This window comes from Frigoribacterium endophyticum, assembly GCF_011759585.1.
GTDB classification, from domain to species: domain Bacteria; phylum Actinomycetota; class Actinomycetes; order Actinomycetales; family Microbacteriaceae; genus Frigoribacterium; species Frigoribacterium endophyticum.
The window spans coordinates 40,028-54,019 of sequence record NZ_JAAOYV010000004.1 but is presented as its reverse complement, the minus strand read 5'-3'; the positions used below and the strand labels follow the sequence as shown (position 1 = coordinate 54,019).

General features: G+C 74.8%; 12 protein-coding genes. 5 read left to right on the top strand and 7 right to left on the bottom strand.

Annotation, left to right across the window (positions count from 1 at the left end; all coding sequences use genetic code 11):
* The first annotated feature begins 50 nt into the window (after nucleotides 1–50).
* On the top strand, nucleotides 51–2,348 hold the full coding sequence (locus FHR77_RS15385; protein WP_167261757.1) for an alpha-galactosidase: 2,298 nt from the start codon (nucleotides 51–53) through the stop codon (nucleotides 2,346–2,348).
* An 82-nt stretch (nucleotides 2,349–2,430) separates the two neighbouring features.
* On the opposite strand, the gene FHR77_RS15380 is transcribed toward FHR77_RS15385, so the two are convergent.
* Nucleotides 2,431–3,231 carry a DUF805 domain-containing protein gene (locus tag FHR77_RS15380; RefSeq protein WP_167261755.1) on the bottom strand — a complete coding sequence of 267 codons (801 nt, stop codon included), beginning with the start codon at nucleotides 3,229–3,231 and terminating at the stop codon, nucleotides 2,431–2,433.
* 89 nt (nucleotides 3,232–3,320) lie between these two features.
* On the opposite strand from FHR77_RS15380, the gene FHR77_RS15375 reads away from it, so the two are divergent.
* Both FHR77_RS15375 and FHR77_RS15370 read left to right on the top strand, forming a co-directional pair.
* On the top strand, nucleotides 3,321–4,037 hold the full coding sequence (locus FHR77_RS15375) for a B3/B4 domain-containing protein (RefSeq protein WP_167261753.1): 717 nt from the start codon (nucleotides 3,321–3,323) through the stop codon (nucleotides 4,035–4,037).
* A gap of 1 nt (nucleotide 4,038) precedes the next feature.
* A complete protein-coding gene (locus FHR77_RS15370) occupies nucleotides 4,039–4,692 on the top strand; it encodes a hypothetical protein (protein ID WP_167261751.1) in 654 nt (217 codons plus the stop codon).
* Nucleotides 4,693–4,816: 124 nt separating this feature from the next.
* Here the strand turns inward: FHR77_RS15370 and FHR77_RS15365 are convergent, their stop codons facing one another.
* The 3 genes from FHR77_RS15365 to FHR77_RS15355 all read right to left on the bottom strand — a co-directional run bounded on the left by FHR77_RS15365 (nucleotide 4,817) and on the right by FHR77_RS15355 (nucleotide 8,420).
* Nucleotides 4,817–5,800, bottom strand: coding sequence for a magnesium and cobalt transport protein CorA (locus FHR77_RS15365; RefSeq protein ID WP_167261749.1), 984 nt, complete (start codon nucleotides 5,798–5,800; stop codon nucleotides 4,817–4,819).
* A gap of 70 nt (nucleotides 5,801–5,870) precedes the next feature.
* Entirely contained in the window at nucleotides 5,871–7,373 is a 1,503-nt protein-coding gene (locus FHR77_RS15360; protein ID WP_167261747.1) for a signal peptidase I, read from the bottom strand.
* A gap of 417 nt (nucleotides 7,374–7,790) precedes the next feature.
* Nucleotides 7,791–8,420: a M73 family metallopeptidase gene (locus FHR77_RS15355; RefSeq protein WP_167261745.1), complete on the bottom strand. Its 630-nt coding sequence runs from the start codon at nucleotides 8,418–8,420 to the stop codon at nucleotides 7,791–7,793.
* 326 nt (nucleotides 8,421–8,746) lie between these two features.
* On the opposite strand from FHR77_RS15355, the gene FHR77_RS15680 reads away from it, so the two are divergent.
* Nucleotides 8,747–9,304 carry a MarR family winged helix-turn-helix transcriptional regulator gene (locus tag FHR77_RS15680; RefSeq protein WP_208381104.1) on the top strand — a complete coding sequence of 186 codons (558 nt, stop codon included), beginning with the start codon at nucleotides 8,747–8,749 and terminating at the stop codon, nucleotides 9,302–9,304.
* Between the two features lie 65 nt (nucleotides 9,305–9,369).
* Nucleotides 9,370–9,876 carry a mycothiol transferase gene (locus FHR77_RS15345; protein WP_167261743.1) on the top strand — a complete coding sequence of 169 codons (507 nt, stop codon included), beginning with the start codon at nucleotides 9,370–9,372 and terminating at the stop codon, nucleotides 9,874–9,876.
* Between the two features lie 77 nt (nucleotides 9,877–9,953).
* Here the strand turns inward: FHR77_RS15345 and FHR77_RS15340 are convergent, their stop codons facing one another.
* The 3 genes from FHR77_RS15340 to FHR77_RS15330 all read right to left on the bottom strand — a co-directional run bounded on the left by FHR77_RS15340 (nucleotide 9,954) and on the right by FHR77_RS15330 (nucleotide 13,482).
* Nucleotides 9,954–10,595: a hypothetical protein gene (locus FHR77_RS15340; RefSeq protein ID WP_167261741.1), complete on the bottom strand. Its 642-nt coding sequence runs from the start codon at nucleotides 10,593–10,595 to the stop codon at nucleotides 9,954–9,956.
* An 8-nt stretch (nucleotides 10,596–10,603) separates the two neighbouring features.
* Nucleotides 10,604–11,296: a hypothetical protein gene (locus FHR77_RS15335; protein ID WP_167261739.1), complete on the bottom strand. Its 693-nt coding sequence runs from the start codon at nucleotides 11,294–11,296 to the stop codon at nucleotides 10,604–10,606.
* Nucleotides 11,297–11,442: 146 nt separating this feature from the next.
* The gene (locus FHR77_RS15330; RefSeq protein ID WP_167261737.1) at nucleotides 11,443–13,482 is read right to left on the bottom strand and encodes a DEAD/DEAH box helicase; all 2,040 of its coding nucleotides are present in this window, start codon (nucleotides 13,480–13,482) and stop codon (nucleotides 11,443–11,445) included.
* Between the last annotated feature and the right edge of the window lie 510 nt (nucleotides 13,483–13,992).

The following is a 13,992-nucleotide window of genomic DNA, read 5'->3' as shown; positions in this document are numbered from 1 at the left end:
GCCCCGAGGTCGACTTGACACCCCTATTCCTTCCGTCATAGAACTAACCCATGCAGCGCCGCACCGATGCCCTCCCGCCCGAGCTCCACGTCCGCCGGGGAGGCACGAGCCTCGTGCTCGACACCTCGGGCGCCGGCCTGCCGAGCATCGTCCACTGGGGCCCCGACCTCGGCGAGCTGAGCGACGCCGCCCTGGCCGGCCTCGTGCTCGCCTCCCGCCCCCAGCGCACCTCGGGCGCGATCGACGAGCCCGCCCGCCTCACCCTCCTGCCCCTCGAGTCCGACGGTTGGCAGGGCACGCCCGGGCTCCTCGGCAGCCGTGCCGGCGCCTCCTTCTCGCCCGCCTTCAGGGTGACCGACCTCCACGTGGCCGAGACCGGCACGACCGGCGGAACCGGCACCACCGCGAGCAACGGCTTCGCCGGCACCCCCGCCGCCGCCCCCGGCATCGCGGGCTCCCCCGGCACCACCGTCACCGTCACCGCCGACGACCCCGCCGCCGAGCTGCGCCTCGTCGTCACCCTGCGGCTCGACGTGCACGGCCTGCTGCACCAGCGCCTCCGCCTCACCAACACCGCGGCCGGCTCGACCGACGCCCTCGACCTCGACGCCTCGGCCGCCGCCGCCCTCGACACCGCCCCGACCTACGAGCTCGGCGAGCTCGCCGCCAGCTTCCCCCTGCCGCACACCGCGGGCGAGGTGCTCGACACGACGGGCCGCCACCTCCGCGAGCGCACGCCCCAGCGCCACGCCCTCACGGTCGGCCGGTACGACCGCGAGAGCCGCCGGGGCCGCCCCGGCGCCGACGCGACCCTGCTCGTCGCGACCGGCACGCCCGGCTTCGCGTTCGAGCGCGGGCTCGTCCACGCCGCCCACCTCGCCTGGAGCGGCAACCACCGCGTCAGCGTCGAGCGCATCGTCACGGGCGCGACGCACACCCGTCTCGCCGAGCTGCTCGCTCCCGGCGAGGTCCGCCTCGGGCCGGGCGAGAGCTACGAGACGCCGTGGTCGATCGGCTCGTGGGGCGACGGACTGACGCAGCTCTCGTCGCGCTTCCACCGCCTCCTCCGTGCCCGCCCCGACCACCCGTCGACGCCGCGCCCGGTGACCCTCAACACGTGGGAGGCCGTCTACTTCGACCACGACCTCGCCCGGCTCACCGCCCTGGCCGACGCCGGGGCCCGCGTCGGCATCGAGCGCTTCGTGCTCGACGACGGCTGGTTCCACGGCCGTCGTGACGACACGACGTCGCTCGGCGACTGGTGGGTCGACGAGACGGTGTGGCCCGACGGCCTGGCGCCGCTGATCGAGCACGTCACCGGCCTCGGCATGCAGTTCGGCATCTGGGTCGAGCCCGAGATGGTCAGCCCCGACAGCGAGCTCGCCCGGGCGCACCCCGACTGGATCCTCGGGCCCGGCGAGGGCCGCCTGCCCGCCGTCGCGCGCCAGCAGCAGGTGCTCGACCTGTCGAACCCCCACGCGTTCGACCACGTCCTCGGCCAGCTCGACGCGCTGGTGAGCGACCACGACGTCGCCTACCTGAAGTGGGACCACAACCGCGACCTGCTGGAGGCGGGGGCCGGCTCGCCCGCGCGGCCGGCGGTCCACGAGAACGTCGTGGCCCTCTACCGCCTGCTCGACGCGCTGCGCACGCGGCACCCCGGCCTCGAGATCGAGAGCTGCGCCTCCGGCGGGGCCCGCGTCGACCTCGGCGTCCTCGACCACACCGACCGCATCTGGACGAGCGACTGCATCGACCCCGTCGAGCGCCTCGTGAACCAGAAGCACACCGGCCTGCTCGTGCCGGTCGAGCTGATGGGCGCGCACGTCAGCGGCCCCCGGTCGCACTCGACCGGCCGTCGCCACGACCTGTCGTTCCGCGCCGGCGTCGCCCTGCCCGGCCACTTCGGCGTCGAGTGGGACATCAGCTCGCCCGACGTCGACGACGCGACCCTCGACGAGCTGTCCGCGTGGATCGCCGTGCACAAGGCCCACCGCGACCTGCTGCACACCGGGGCCGTCGTGCACGCCGACCTGCCCGACGCGGGCATGGACCTCCGCGGCGTCGTCGCGGCCGACCTCGGCCGCGCGCTCTACACGTTCACCCAGGTCGCCACCAGCGCGAGCTACCCGCCCGGACCGGTCACGCTGCCCGGCCTCGACGACGAGCGCGACTACCGCGTGGCCCTCGCGGCCCCGACGGCCCCGCTCGCCGGGCCCGGCCAGTCGCCGCTCGCCTGGGCCCTCGACGGCGTCGTGCTGAGCGGCCGGGCCCTGCGGCTCAGCGGCGTGCAGGCGCCCGTCCTCTTCCCCGAGCAGCTCGTGCTGATCGAGGCGGTCGCGCTCTAGGGCACCGCCCGGGCCCCGGGGCACGCCGAGGCCCCCGGGAGCGCGCCGTCGTCAGCGCGCTCCCGGGCGCCTCGGCGACGGGTCAGGCCTGCGGGAGGCGCGGTGCGGCCTCCTGGGGAGCGGGCACGTCGAAGCGCGCCCCGCCCGGCTTCGGCCCGAGCACCGACAGGATGAAGATCACGAAGCCGCCGAGGTACGGCACGAGGTTCAGCAGGATCAGCCAGCCGCTGAGGTCGACGTCGTGCAGGCGACGGACGCCGATCGAGAGCCACGGGATGATCGTGCCGAACGCGACCAGTGCCAGGACGATGCCGAACGGGTAGAAGCCGGGGCCCGGCTGCGAGGTGCCGTCGACCGCGGTCGTGGCGCCCGCTGCGCCGGCGATGCCGCCGCCGATGCCGAGGACGATGAAGACGACGGTGTTGACCAGCACGGCCCACCAGTACTCGCTGCGGCTCGCCCGCCCCGAGAACGTCGCGTACTTCTGGAAGAAGCGCTTGATCGACTCGACCGGCCCCGCGCCGTAGAGGGGCGCCCAGAGCGGCACCGTGCCGTCGGCGGCCAGCGGGACGGGGGTGCCGTAGAGCGGCTGGGGCGGAGCGACCGCGGCAGCGGGCTGCTGGCCGTACGGCTGCTGGCCGTACGGCTGCTGCCCGTACGGCTGCTGCCCGGAGGACTGCTGGCCGTAGGGCTGCTGCTGCCCGGACGGCGACTGCTCGCCGTACGGGTGCTGCCCCGACGGCGCCTGGGGGCTCAGTCGCGGCTGGCCCTCCGCGGGCGGCGATCCGTACGGCCAGCGCGGCGCCTCCCCGGGCTGCTGCCCCTGCTCGCCGCCCTGACCCTGACCCTGCCCGCCCTGGCCGTTCCGTCCGTCGTCGCTCATGTCGTTCCCCCCTGCTCGCGTCGCACCCTGCGACGTCGCCAGGGTACCGACCCGAGAGAACCTCGTGCGCCCCGTGGCAAGCTGGGCCCATGACCGACCGCGACCTCCCCGGCCTGCTCGCCGCCGCCTCCGTCGACCCCGCCGTCTTCGCGCTCCGGCCCGACTACCGCGCCTCGCTCGTGGCCGTCGACGGCATCGTGCCCGGCCCGAGCGACGACGAGAGCGAGGCGCTGCTGCAGGCCGCCGAGCGGGCGGCCGCCGCGGCCCTGACGGAGGCGCCCGTCGACGAGCTGCCGCACGTCGCTGCCTGGCGCGACGCGTACCGGGCGTTCGGCGCCAAGCCGCAGCGCACGCGCAACAGCGCCGAGGCGCTCATCCGCCGCGCGGAGTCCGGCCTGCCGCGGGTCAACCGCCTCACCGACCTCTACAACGCCGTCTCGGTCTCGCACGCGATCCCGCTCGGCGGCGAGGACCTCTCGCGCTACGTCGGGGCGCCCCGCCTCGTCCGCGCCGTCGGCGACGAGGCGTTCGAGACGAGCGCGGGCGGCGAGCCCGTGACCGAGCACCCCGACGCCGGCGAGGTCGTCTGGTGCGACGACGAGGGCGTCACCTGCCGCCGCTGGAACTGGCGACAGGGCCCGCGCACCGCGCTCCGCGACGACACCACGTCGGCCCTGTTCGTCCTCGACGCGCTCGACCCGCTCACCGACGACCAGCTGGAGGCGGCGGTCGCCGACCTGGAGCAGCACCTGACCCGGCTCGGCCCCGACGTCCGCACGGCCCGCCGCGTCATCCGAGCCGACTGACGTGGCCGACCCCGGCGACACCGCTGCCGCCGCCGCCCTGCCCCAGGGCTGGGTCGTGATCGGCACGCGCGACTGGCGCAGCGTCTGGGGCGTCGGAGCGCAGCCGTTCTTCATCGCCCTGATCAGCCTGCACCTGGTCAACGTCGCGGCCACCTTCGCCGCCGACGGCGTGCCGGTCGTCGTCACGATCGGCACGGCCCTCGCCCTGGTCGTCGTCACCGTGGCGGTCGCCTGGGTCGCGCGCACCCGCCGCTGGCCGCTGGCCGCGGTATCCCTGGGCACGGGCGAGCTCCGCGCCGGGTCACGCTCGGTCGAGCTCGCGTCGGTGGACGCCGCCCAGATCGGCGTCCTTCCCCAGCGACGACGCGAGCCGGTCGTCACCCTGCGCCTGTCGGCCGGCGGGAAGGCGCGCGTCGAGGCCTTCCTGCGCGACCGTCGCGGAGCGACCCTCACCGACGAGCACCGCCTCGTGCTCGCCGAGGCGCTCCGCCGCACGTCGATCGTGCTGCCCGTCTCGCCCGACGACCCCAAGGGCCGCTTCACGCGCATCAACTTCCCCGGTCACCTCGACCGCGACGAGGCCGTCGCTACCGCGCTCCGCCCCGAGACCGCCGACGCCCACGTGCTCGGCGCGAAGCGCCTCTACCAGCGCTGACGCGCGGCCCCGCGCCTCCCCCGTTCATCGAGGTGACCCGTTCCGGGCCCTCACGCGCGCCGAGCACCCAGAACGGGGCACCTCGAGGCCCGCGGGCGCCCCCGCGCGCCCGGCCCCGCGCCTCCTACAACCAGCGCTTGAGCCGGAACGCCCCCCAGAGCCCGCCGCCGATCGCGGCCATCAGCCCGAGCGCGAACGGGTAGCCGAGCGCCCAGTGCAGCTCGGGCATGACGTCGAAGTTCATGCCGTAGATCGCGCCGACGAGGGTCGGCGCGAAGAGGATGGCGGCCCAGGCCGAGATGCGCTTGGTGACCTCGTTCTGGTCCTGGGCGACGAGCGTGGCGTTCAGCGCGAGCGCGTTCTGCAGCACGGCGCGGAAGGTGTCGGCCCGGTCGACGACGCGGATGACGTGGTCCTGCACGTCGCGCAGCCGCCGCTCGAGCTCGGTGCCGAGCCCGTACTTCTCGCCGCCGCGCAGCAGCCCGTCGAGCATCGCGATCAGCGGCCGCGACGCCTTCTGGAAGTCGCTGACCTCGCCGAACAGCTCGTAGATGCGCCGCGCGACGCCGGGCGCGCCGGAGAACAGCTGCTGCTCGATCTCGTCGATGTCGTTCTCGAGGCCGTCGATGACCGGCTTGTAGGCGTCGACGACCGCGTCGAGCAGGGCCCAGAGCATCGCCTGCGGCCCGGCCCCGAGCAGGTCGGGCTTGGTGCGCAGCCGCGAGACGCTGCGGGCGACGTGCCGGGCGTCGATGTGCGAGACGTGGTTGATGCCGATGAAGAAGTCGGGCCCGACGAAGCCGTGGATCTCGCCGAACGCCACGGTCTCCTCGTCGTCGAGGTAGACCGCGGGCCGCACGACGACGAAGAGCGTGGTGCCGTACCGCTCGAGCTTGGCGCGCTGGTGGCCCGAGCCGGCGTCCTCGACGGCGAGCTCGTGCAGGTCGAAGCGCCGCTGCAGCGAGGCCAGCTCGGCGGCGTCGGGCTCGCTGAGCACGACCCACGCGGTGCCGCCGGTCTCGGCGAGGGCCGCGTACGTCTCGTCGAGCGTGTCGTGCGAGGCGTGCAGGCGGCCGTCGACGTAGACGTCGTTGATCTGGAGGGGCATCCGGCCAGTCTCCCAGAGCGGGGGCCGCCCCGAGGAGGCGCGGGTCGAGCCCCCGAGGAGGCGCGGTGCGTCAGTGCCCGGCCGCGAACCGCGTCTGGACCTGCGAGGCCGTCTGCGCCGAGTTGTTGTAGATCGTGCTGCCGTCGACCTGGCCCGCGAACCAGCTGCTGGTCGGCGCCGACCCGAGGCCGGTCAGCGGCACGTAGCCGACTCGCCAGTAGCCCGTGGCGGCCTGGGCGGTCTTCGAGGTGGTGTCGGTGACGACGGCCTGGCCGTCGACGTAGATGACGACGCCGGCGGTGCTCGAGAGCGTCGCGACGACGTGGTGCCAGGCGCCGTCGTTGTAGGCGCGGGGGGTGACGGTCGTCTTCACCGTGCTGGTCGTGGGGCGGACGCCGAGCGCGAGGGTGCCGGTGTTCGTCATGTAGAGGGCGCGGTCGGTGGTCGTGGTGGTGCCGGTCTGCGCCGACGAGAAGCCGACGAGCGCGCCGCCGCGGGTCGTGGTGGTGCGGAACCAGGTCTCGGCCGTGAACGAGGGCTGCCCGCCGAGCATGACGGCCGTGGTGACCTGGCCCGAGGTGCCGTCGAGCTGCAGCGACGGGCTCGAGTTCGCCGCGCACGACCCGCCGACGAACGAGGCGCCGGAGCTCAGGGTGCCGACGCGGGCGAAGGCGCTGCCGTCGGTGGTGGTCGTGCCCGACGTCTCGTTGTACGAGAAGCCGAAGGAGGTCTGGTCGTTGTACGCGTCGGTGAGGCAGTCGAAGGTCGACGCGGCGCCGAAGGCGCTCGACGGGTTCGCGACCTGGGCCGAGAAGGCGGCGCCGGCGCCGCCCGAGACGACGAGGGTCACGGCGAGGCCCGAGACGAGGCCGACCACGGCGAGCGTGCTGCCGGCGACCCGGAGCCGGGCCGCACGACGGACGCTGCGGCGGGCGGCCACGCGACCGCCGGCGAGGGCGACCGGACGGCGGGAGGTGCGGGGCGACTCCTCGGGGCCCTCCAGGCCCGTGAGCAGGTAGCGGTCGGCGCGGGCGCCGAGCACGAGCAGCATCAGGAGGCTGCCCGTGACGAGCAGGTGGCCGGTCTGGCCGGCCTGGGCCCAGACGAAGGGCGTGCCGAGGTACGGCACGCGCAGGTAGCCGACGCCGACGACCGCGTCGCGGGCGACCGGGGTGCTGTCGGCCTGCGGGTTGGCGTCGCCCTTGGTGACGATCGTGGTGCCCTCGCCGTTGTCGAGGTAGCGGTGCAGGCGGAGGTGGTCGGCGCGGTCGGGGTCCTGGAAGAGGAGCACCTGGCCCTGGCGGATCGCCGACTCGGCGACGGGCTTCGCGACCACGATGTCACCGGGGTGGATGCGCGGCTCCATCGAGCCGGTCATGACCGTCGTGGGGGTCCAGCCGATCACGGCGGGGACGGCGGCCCAGAGGAGGAGGCCCACCACGGTGGCGAGGACGGTTCGCGAGAGCACCCCGACCAGCAGGCGGAGCCAGTGCGACCACGACCGAGAGGCACGCCGCGACCCGGCGACCTGCGCCGCGGCGGTGGCCGGGCTGAGGAAGTCGAAGGTGGTCATGGCGTGCCTCGTGGTCTCGTGGTGCGTGCGTGGTGAGTGCTGTCGTGCTGCGGTGCTGTGCTGCGGTGCTGCTGTCGTGCTGCGCTCCGGGTCGGACGGGGCGGTGGTGCGGTGGTGCGTCGGGGGCGGTGCGGTGGTGCTCGGGGTGGGCGTGCGACCGGCGAGGTGGGGGGCCGGGTGGTGCAGTGGTGCTGTCGTGCGGTGCGGCGTCGCGGGCGATCGGGCGTCCTGCGGTGCTGCTGCTCCTCCGGCCGGCTCAGGGGGCCGGAGGAGGTCCTCGCCGTCCGCCCCGCGGGGGGTCGGGGCGGGCGGCGAGGTGGGGCCCGTCGCGACGCAGGGGGGGGAGGAGCGGCGACGGGAGTCGGTGGAGCTCTCAGCGGTCGGGGCCGCCGGCTGTCGGGGCCGGCGGCCGGGCGACTAGCTGTTCTGCGCCTCCCAGGTGAGGGCGATCGCGGCGGTGCCGCCCTGCTGGGCGTTGGTCGCCGCGGCGTTGACCGTGTAGGTCACCTGGTAGGTGCGGACCTCGGGGGTCGTGCCGCCGACGGTCGCCCAGGTGCCGACGCCGTTGCCGTAGTTGGTGGCGGCGGTGCTGAGGCCGGCGACCGTGCCGGAGTAGACGGCGCCCGCGGCGCCCTGGGCGGGCGTGTAGCCGGTGCAGGAGCCGAAGCCGCCGCCGGTGCCCTGCGTGATGTTCAGCGTGATGTTGTCGCCGAGGGCCTTGGTGGTCGAGTAGCTGCTGCTGTAGAGCTTGACGGCCGAGGCGAGCGAGCCGGTCGAGGTGACCGCGATGCACTTGGAGCCGGTCGAGCCGGGCTTGAGGTTCGTGGCCTGGAACATCGCGGCGCCGGTCGAGCCGTCGGCCGTGGTGCCGCCGTCGTCGTCGGTGAGGGCGACGCTGCCCGCGGTCCAGTTGCTGGTCGGGTTGGCCGTGGTCGACGAGAACGCCGAGTAGGAGGCCTGCGAGACGACGAGGCCGGAGGCGACGAGGGCGGCGGGGATGGCGATCCAGGCGGCGAGGCGGGCGATGCGGGGGGTGGGACGCGACATGGGGAGCTCCAGGTGGTTGGGGTGGAACGGGAAGTTGGGGGGAGAGCCTCGGAGAACAATTTGCTCGGTATCCGAGTGGTTGGCCTCTCAAGTGGTACGACAATCAAGTTACTTGTCACCCGAGTAGCACGCAAGCCGAAGCATGCCCCCACTCAAGGGGACATGGCTCGACGGGCGAACTACTCGTCATCCGAGCTATGCTCGTCGTCGAGGCAGTTCGCTCCCCGCCCTCGGCGGGTCGACCTCGCCCCTCGTCGTGACCCCCCGCACCGTGTCGCCCCGCACGCTCGCGCACGACCCGCCCCCGAGGCCCCGGAGCCCACCCCATGACCGACGTCTCCCCCCAGCCGCCCGCCGGCGCCGCGCCTCCCCTCCACGACGACGGGCTGCTCGACGTGTCGGGCGTCCTCGACGCGTTCCGTGCCCTGCAGAAGGAGAACGAGCGCGTGGAGCGCCTCGTCGCGACCTACTACGGCATCGGCACGAGCGACCTGCGCTGCCTCCGCTTCGTCGGCGAGAACGCCGCCTCGACGCCCAAGGCCACCGCCGAGGCGCTCGAGCTGTCGACGGGCGCCACCACCAGCCTGATCGACCGGCTCGGCGCCGCCGGCTTCGTGCACCGCGCCCCGCACCCCACCGACCGGCGCAGCGTCGTGCTCGAGCTGGCCCCGGCGGGCCGCAAGGCCATCGACGAGATCGACGAGTTCTACCGCGGGGCGTTCCGCGACGCGGTCGATCCGCACCACCTCGACTTCCTGGCCGCGGCGATGCGCGCGATCGGCGACTCCCTCGTCCGGTCGGCCGCGCAGGCGGACGCCGACCTGGCCGCCCTGGCTGCCGGTGCGGCCGAGGGGTCGGCGCAGGCTCCGGCATCGTTGGACTAGCTCCGCCCCCGGTCGGCGCTCCTCGCGGCCAGACCCTCCCGCGCAGCCGGTCGTAGGGTGGCGCGATGACTCCCTCCGACGTGCTCATCGACGCCTTCTCGCGCCTGCCCGCCATCGCCCGCTCGGCCGTCGACGGCCTCTCGGTCGACGACCTCGCCTGGCGGGCCGACCCCGAGGCCAACACGATCGCCTGGCTCGTCTGGCACACCGCGCGCGGTCAAGACGTGCAGGTCGCCGACCTCGCGGGCAGCGACGAGGTGTGGTCGGTCGACGGCTGGGTCGGGGCGTTCGGCCTGCCCTTCTCCCCCGCCGAGATGGGCTACGGCATGTCGCCCGCCGACGTCGCCTCGGTGCGGGTCGAGGGCGACCTGCTCGTGGCCTACCTCGAGGCGGTCACCCTGCGCACCCGCGGCTACCTCGACGACCTGGACGCCGCCTCCTGGGACGACGTTGTCGACGAGCAGTGGGACCCGCCGGTCACGGCGGGGGCGCGGCTCGTGAGCATCCTCGGCGACTGCCAGCAGCACCTCGGCCAGGCGTCGTTCGTGCGCGGGCTGCTCGACCGCCGCTAGCCCGGCCACCCCGTCGACCCGGGGAGGCGCGGGTCGGCGGCCAGCACAGCCTGCGGCCGGCAGTGCCCGCCCCTCGATCAGCGCAGGGAGTGCGGCACGCACCTCGCCGGCACCGTGAAGCCCAGGCGGTCGGCCACCTCGTCGAGCTGCGCCCGGGCCGTCGCGTGGTGCTCGAGGTAGAGCGGGTCGACCAGGGCGAAGGCGCGGGGCGAGGTGTCGGCGTGCACGACCAGCCGCCACAGGTCGAGCTCGTCGGCGGCGTCCTCCGTGTCGGAGAGCCGCCGGGCGAGCTCGGCGAGGTCGTCGTGCGGCACGGGCGGGTCGTGCTGCTCGGCCCAGGTGCGGAACTCGACGGGGACGGTGACGACGCCGTCACCGTCGAGGGCGTCGCGGACGGTCCGGCGCAGGGCCGCCGGATCACGACGCGGCCCGGGGACGACGTCCTGGGCGACGGCGGCGAGCCCCCCTCCGACCGCGGCTCCGAGGACGGCACCGGCCGCGAGCGACGCCCACTCGTGCAGGTGACCCACCTCGCGGGTCACCGCGACGCCGATGACGGCCCCGGCGATCGTCGCTGCGGCGTACAGCCACCGCGTCGACCACCGGGTGGGCTCGGCGGCCCAGCCCCGACGTCGGAGCTCCCGTTCCACCGCGGCCGTGGGCACCCCCGGGGCTGCGACGAACCAGCATGACCCCTCGTCGTCACCAGGGATGCTCACGAACGCCGTCATCGGTCCACCTCGGAGTGCCGGCGAGACGGAACGTAGCCGGTCGCGGCCGCGACGGCCCTGAGTTCGTCCACCGCGGTCGCCTCGGCGGCGACCAGCACGGCCACGGCCCGGCGGGCGACTGCCTCGCCGCCCGGGCCCTCGTCGCCCCGGCCGTCCTCGCGCTCCTGTCCGTCGGCGTCAGCGACTGCCCACCTCGCGCCACGGAGCTCCTCGACGAGCCCCACGGCCGCGGTGACGCGCCAGACCGCCTCGGCCGGGGTGTCGTCGCGCAGCCACGAGAGCACGTGACGCGGCACCGGGACGACCTGTGCCGAGGGAGCGGGGCCGACGAGATCGGGCGCGAGACGGTCGCTGACGCTGAACGCCAGGGCGATCGCGCCGACGAGGACGGCGAGGACGCCGACGACGGCGATGCTCATCGCGCCGAACCCCTCCGTGAGGGGCAGCGCCTCCACGCCTGCCGCGACGCCCGCGCCCCCGGTCGCCGTGGTGACGACGAACAGCACCAGCGGCGCCCACCGCAGCACGCGCCGCCCGCGCCCGACGTTCGTCGGGGCCGCCGACCGGCGCAGCTCGGCGACGGCGTCGGCGGCCGCGTCGGGCGTCAGCGCGGGGTCGACGACGTACCAGCGCCGGCGGTCGTGGACGAGCACCGGCACCAGGCCGGGGCGTTCACGGGTCGGGGGCACCTCGCGAGCCTAGGGGCGGTCCTGCCTCCGTGACGCGGGCGGTGCGGGCGGGCCGACCCGCGCCTCCCTCGGGCCCCCCGCACGCGACGACGGGCGCCCACCTCGTGAGGTGAGCGCCCGTCGGGTGCCGTGGTGCTGCGGGGCCGTTACGCGCCCGCGCCGGCGAGGCGGTCGAGCAGGGCGTCGCCGGAGCGGGCCTCGATCATCTCGGCGTCGATCTCGGCGCGGTCGAGCAGCTCCTCCATGCGGCGGCGGCGCTGGCGCGTGATCAGCGTCACGACCGTGCCCTCCTTACCGGCGCGGCCCGTGCGGCCCGAGCGGTGCATGTAGGTCTTGTACTCGTCGGGCATGTCGGCCTGGACGACCAGCTCGATGTCGTCGACGTGGATGCCGCGGGCGGCGACGTCGGTCGCGACGAGCACGTTCACGCGGCCGCTGGTGAGCATCTGCAGGTTGCGGGTGCGACGGGCCTGGTTGAGGTCGCCGTGGAGGCTCGTGGCGCGGATGCCCGCGTCCTCCAGCTGGTCGGCGAGCTGCTCGGCGAAGGCGCGCGTGCGGGCGAAGACGAGGGTCTTGCCCGGGCCGGAGGCGAGCTGCTCGATGACGGCCGTCTTGTCGCGCTGCTCGATCAGCAGCACGCGGTGGTCGATCGTGGCGCTGGCCTGGTCCTCGCCGGCGACCTCGTGCACGGCCGGGTCGACGAGGAACTCGTCGACGAGCTTCGCGACGCCCTTGTCGAGGGTCGCGCTGAAGAGCAGCTTCTGGGCGCGGTCGCCGTTCGGCTTCACGTCGGCGGTCTCGCGGATGATGCGCTGCACCGGCTCGAGGAAGCCCAGGTCGCACATGTGGTCGGCCTCGTCGAGCACCGTGATGGTGACCTCGCTGAGGTCGAGGCGGCCCTGGTCGATGAGGTCCTCGATGCGGCCGGGGGTGCCGATGACGATGTCGACGCCGCGGTTGATGGCGCCGACCTGGCGGGCCTGCGGCACGCCGCCGTAGACCTGCGTCGTGAAGAGGCCGACCGAGCGAGCGATGGGCTGCACGGTGCGGTCGATCTGCATCGCGAGCTCGCGCGTCGGGGCGAGGATGAGCGCGCGCGGCTTGCGGCCGGGCTTGCGGCCCTTGGCGCCGTTGTTCTCCATCAGCTTCTCGACCAGCGGAGCGCCGAAGGCGATCGTCTTGCCGGAGCCCGTGCGGCCACGGCCGAGGACGTCCTTGCCGGCCAGCACGTCGGGGATCGTCGCCGCCTGGATGGCGAACGGAGCGGCGGCGCCCATCGACGCCAGCTGGCGCTCGATGTTGTCGCCGAGGCCCAGGTCGCCGAAGCTCACACCCTCGACGTCGGCCGCGGTGACCACGGCGGCCTGCAGCTTCTCGAGCTTGACGTCGTCCTCGGGCGAGTAGTGGCCCGCGTCGCGCTGGGGGTAGAAGTCGCTGCCGCGGTCGGAGCGCTGGGGGCGGTCGCTGCGGTCGAAGCTGCGCTGGGGGCGGTCGCTGCGGGAGTCGCGGTCGAAGGAGCGCTGGGGGCGATCGGTGCGGGAGTCGCGGTCGAAGCTGCGGGGTGCGCGGTCGTCGCGGGGCGGGCGCCCGGCGGGCGAGTAGTTCTTGGGCGCGCGGTCGTCGCGGCGGGCGGGGCGCTCGTCGCGGTCGTACGAGCGGGGGGCGCGGTCGTCGCGCTGGGGGCGCGCATCGCGGTCCCAGCTGCGCGGGGCGCGGTCGTCGCGCTGCGGGCGGGCGTCGCGGTCGTAGCCGCGCGGGGCGCGGTCGTCGCGGCCGCCGCGGTCGTCACGGCCGCCACGGTCGTTGCGGGCCGGGCGCTCCGAGCGCTCCCAGGGGCGGCTCGGACGACCGTCGCGGCCGGCGCGCGCTGCCTCGCGGCCGCCGTCCCGGCCGAAGCGGGGGGCGCCTCCGTCACGGCCACGCTCGCCGTTGCGGGCGTCGTGGTCGCGGGGGGCGAAGCGGCTGTTGCCGGTCTTCTCGCGGGGCTCCCAGTTGGGGCGGCCGCTGCCGCTGCGGGGGGCCTCGCCGCGGCGCTCGGCGCGGGCGTCGCTGTTCCAGCGGTCCTTGCGGGCGGGGGCTCCGGCCTCGTCGGGGCGGTGGCCGCGGTGCTTGGGGCTCTTGGAGCCGCCGCCGCGGGGGCCGTCGTCGTTGCGGGCGCGCGAAGGCGTCTTGTCGTAGGGGGGCATGGTGGTTCTCTCCGGGCTTGCGCGGTGACGCGAGGTGATACCCGGGCAGCCTTTGGCCAGGACCGTTCACGTTCGTGAATTCATCTCGACGACATCCGTCGAGAATCCGGCCCACAAGACTGACAAACCCTCTATGCGTGATCGTCGCTGTGCTCAGCGCCCGATCGGTTCGCGCCACAGGCGCGGTGTCTTGAGCCGACCCACCTACGGTACCCGACGCCTCCCGCCCGCGGAACCCCCGCCTCCCGAGCCCCCTGTTGCACATGCCGACCATCCGCCCGCGCCGCGCCCCCTGGTACCCGGATATCCCACTACTACAGCCCCCACGGTCGGGTTCTGCAGCCCGACCACGGCACCCCCTCCGAATTTGAGAGTGATCCGACCTGCACGGCCGTCGCAGCCGCACGCCGCCGCCCGCCCCGACCAGATCCCTCCCGCATTCCGAGCGCGGCCAGCCGCGCGGCCCTGCCCAGCGCTCCGCGCGCCGACACCGTCACCTCAGGCCCCCGT

Bases quoted from the DNA above. Each gene is read 5' to 3' on its own strand.
- FHR77_RS15385 (WP_167261757.1), top strand. From the start codon at position 51: ATGCAGCGCCGCACCGATGCCCTCCCGCCCGAGCTCCACGTCCGCCGG.
- FHR77_RS15380 (WP_167261755.1), bottom strand. From the start codon at position 3,231: ATGAGCGACGACGGACGGAACGGCCAGGGCGGGCAGGGTCAGGGTCAG.
- FHR77_RS15375 (WP_167261753.1), top strand. From the start codon at position 3,321: ATGACCGACCGCGACCTCCCCGGCCTGCTCGCCGCCGCCTCCGTCGAC.
- FHR77_RS15365 (WP_167261749.1), bottom strand. From the start codon at position 5,800: ATGCCCCTCCAGATCAACGACGTCTACGTCGACGGCCGCCTGCACGCC.
- FHR77_RS15360 (WP_167261747.1), bottom strand. From the start codon at position 7,373: ATGACCACCTTCGACTTCCTCAGCCCGGCCACCGCCGCGGCGCAGGTC.
- FHR77_RS15355 (WP_167261745.1), bottom strand. From the start codon at position 8,420: ATGTCGCGTCCCACCCCCCGCATCGCCCGCCTCGCCGCCTGGATCGCC.
- FHR77_RS15680 (WP_208381104.1), top strand. From the start codon at position 8,747: ATGACCGACGTCTCCCCCCAGCCGCCCGCCGGCGCCGCGCCTCCCCTC.
- FHR77_RS15345 (WP_167261743.1), top strand. From the start codon at position 9,370: ATGACTCCCTCCGACGTGCTCATCGACGCCTTCTCGCGCCTGCCCGCC.
- FHR77_RS15330 (WP_167261737.1), bottom strand. From the start codon at position 13,482: ATGCCCCCCTACGACAAGACGCCTTCGCGCGCCCGCAACGACGACGGC.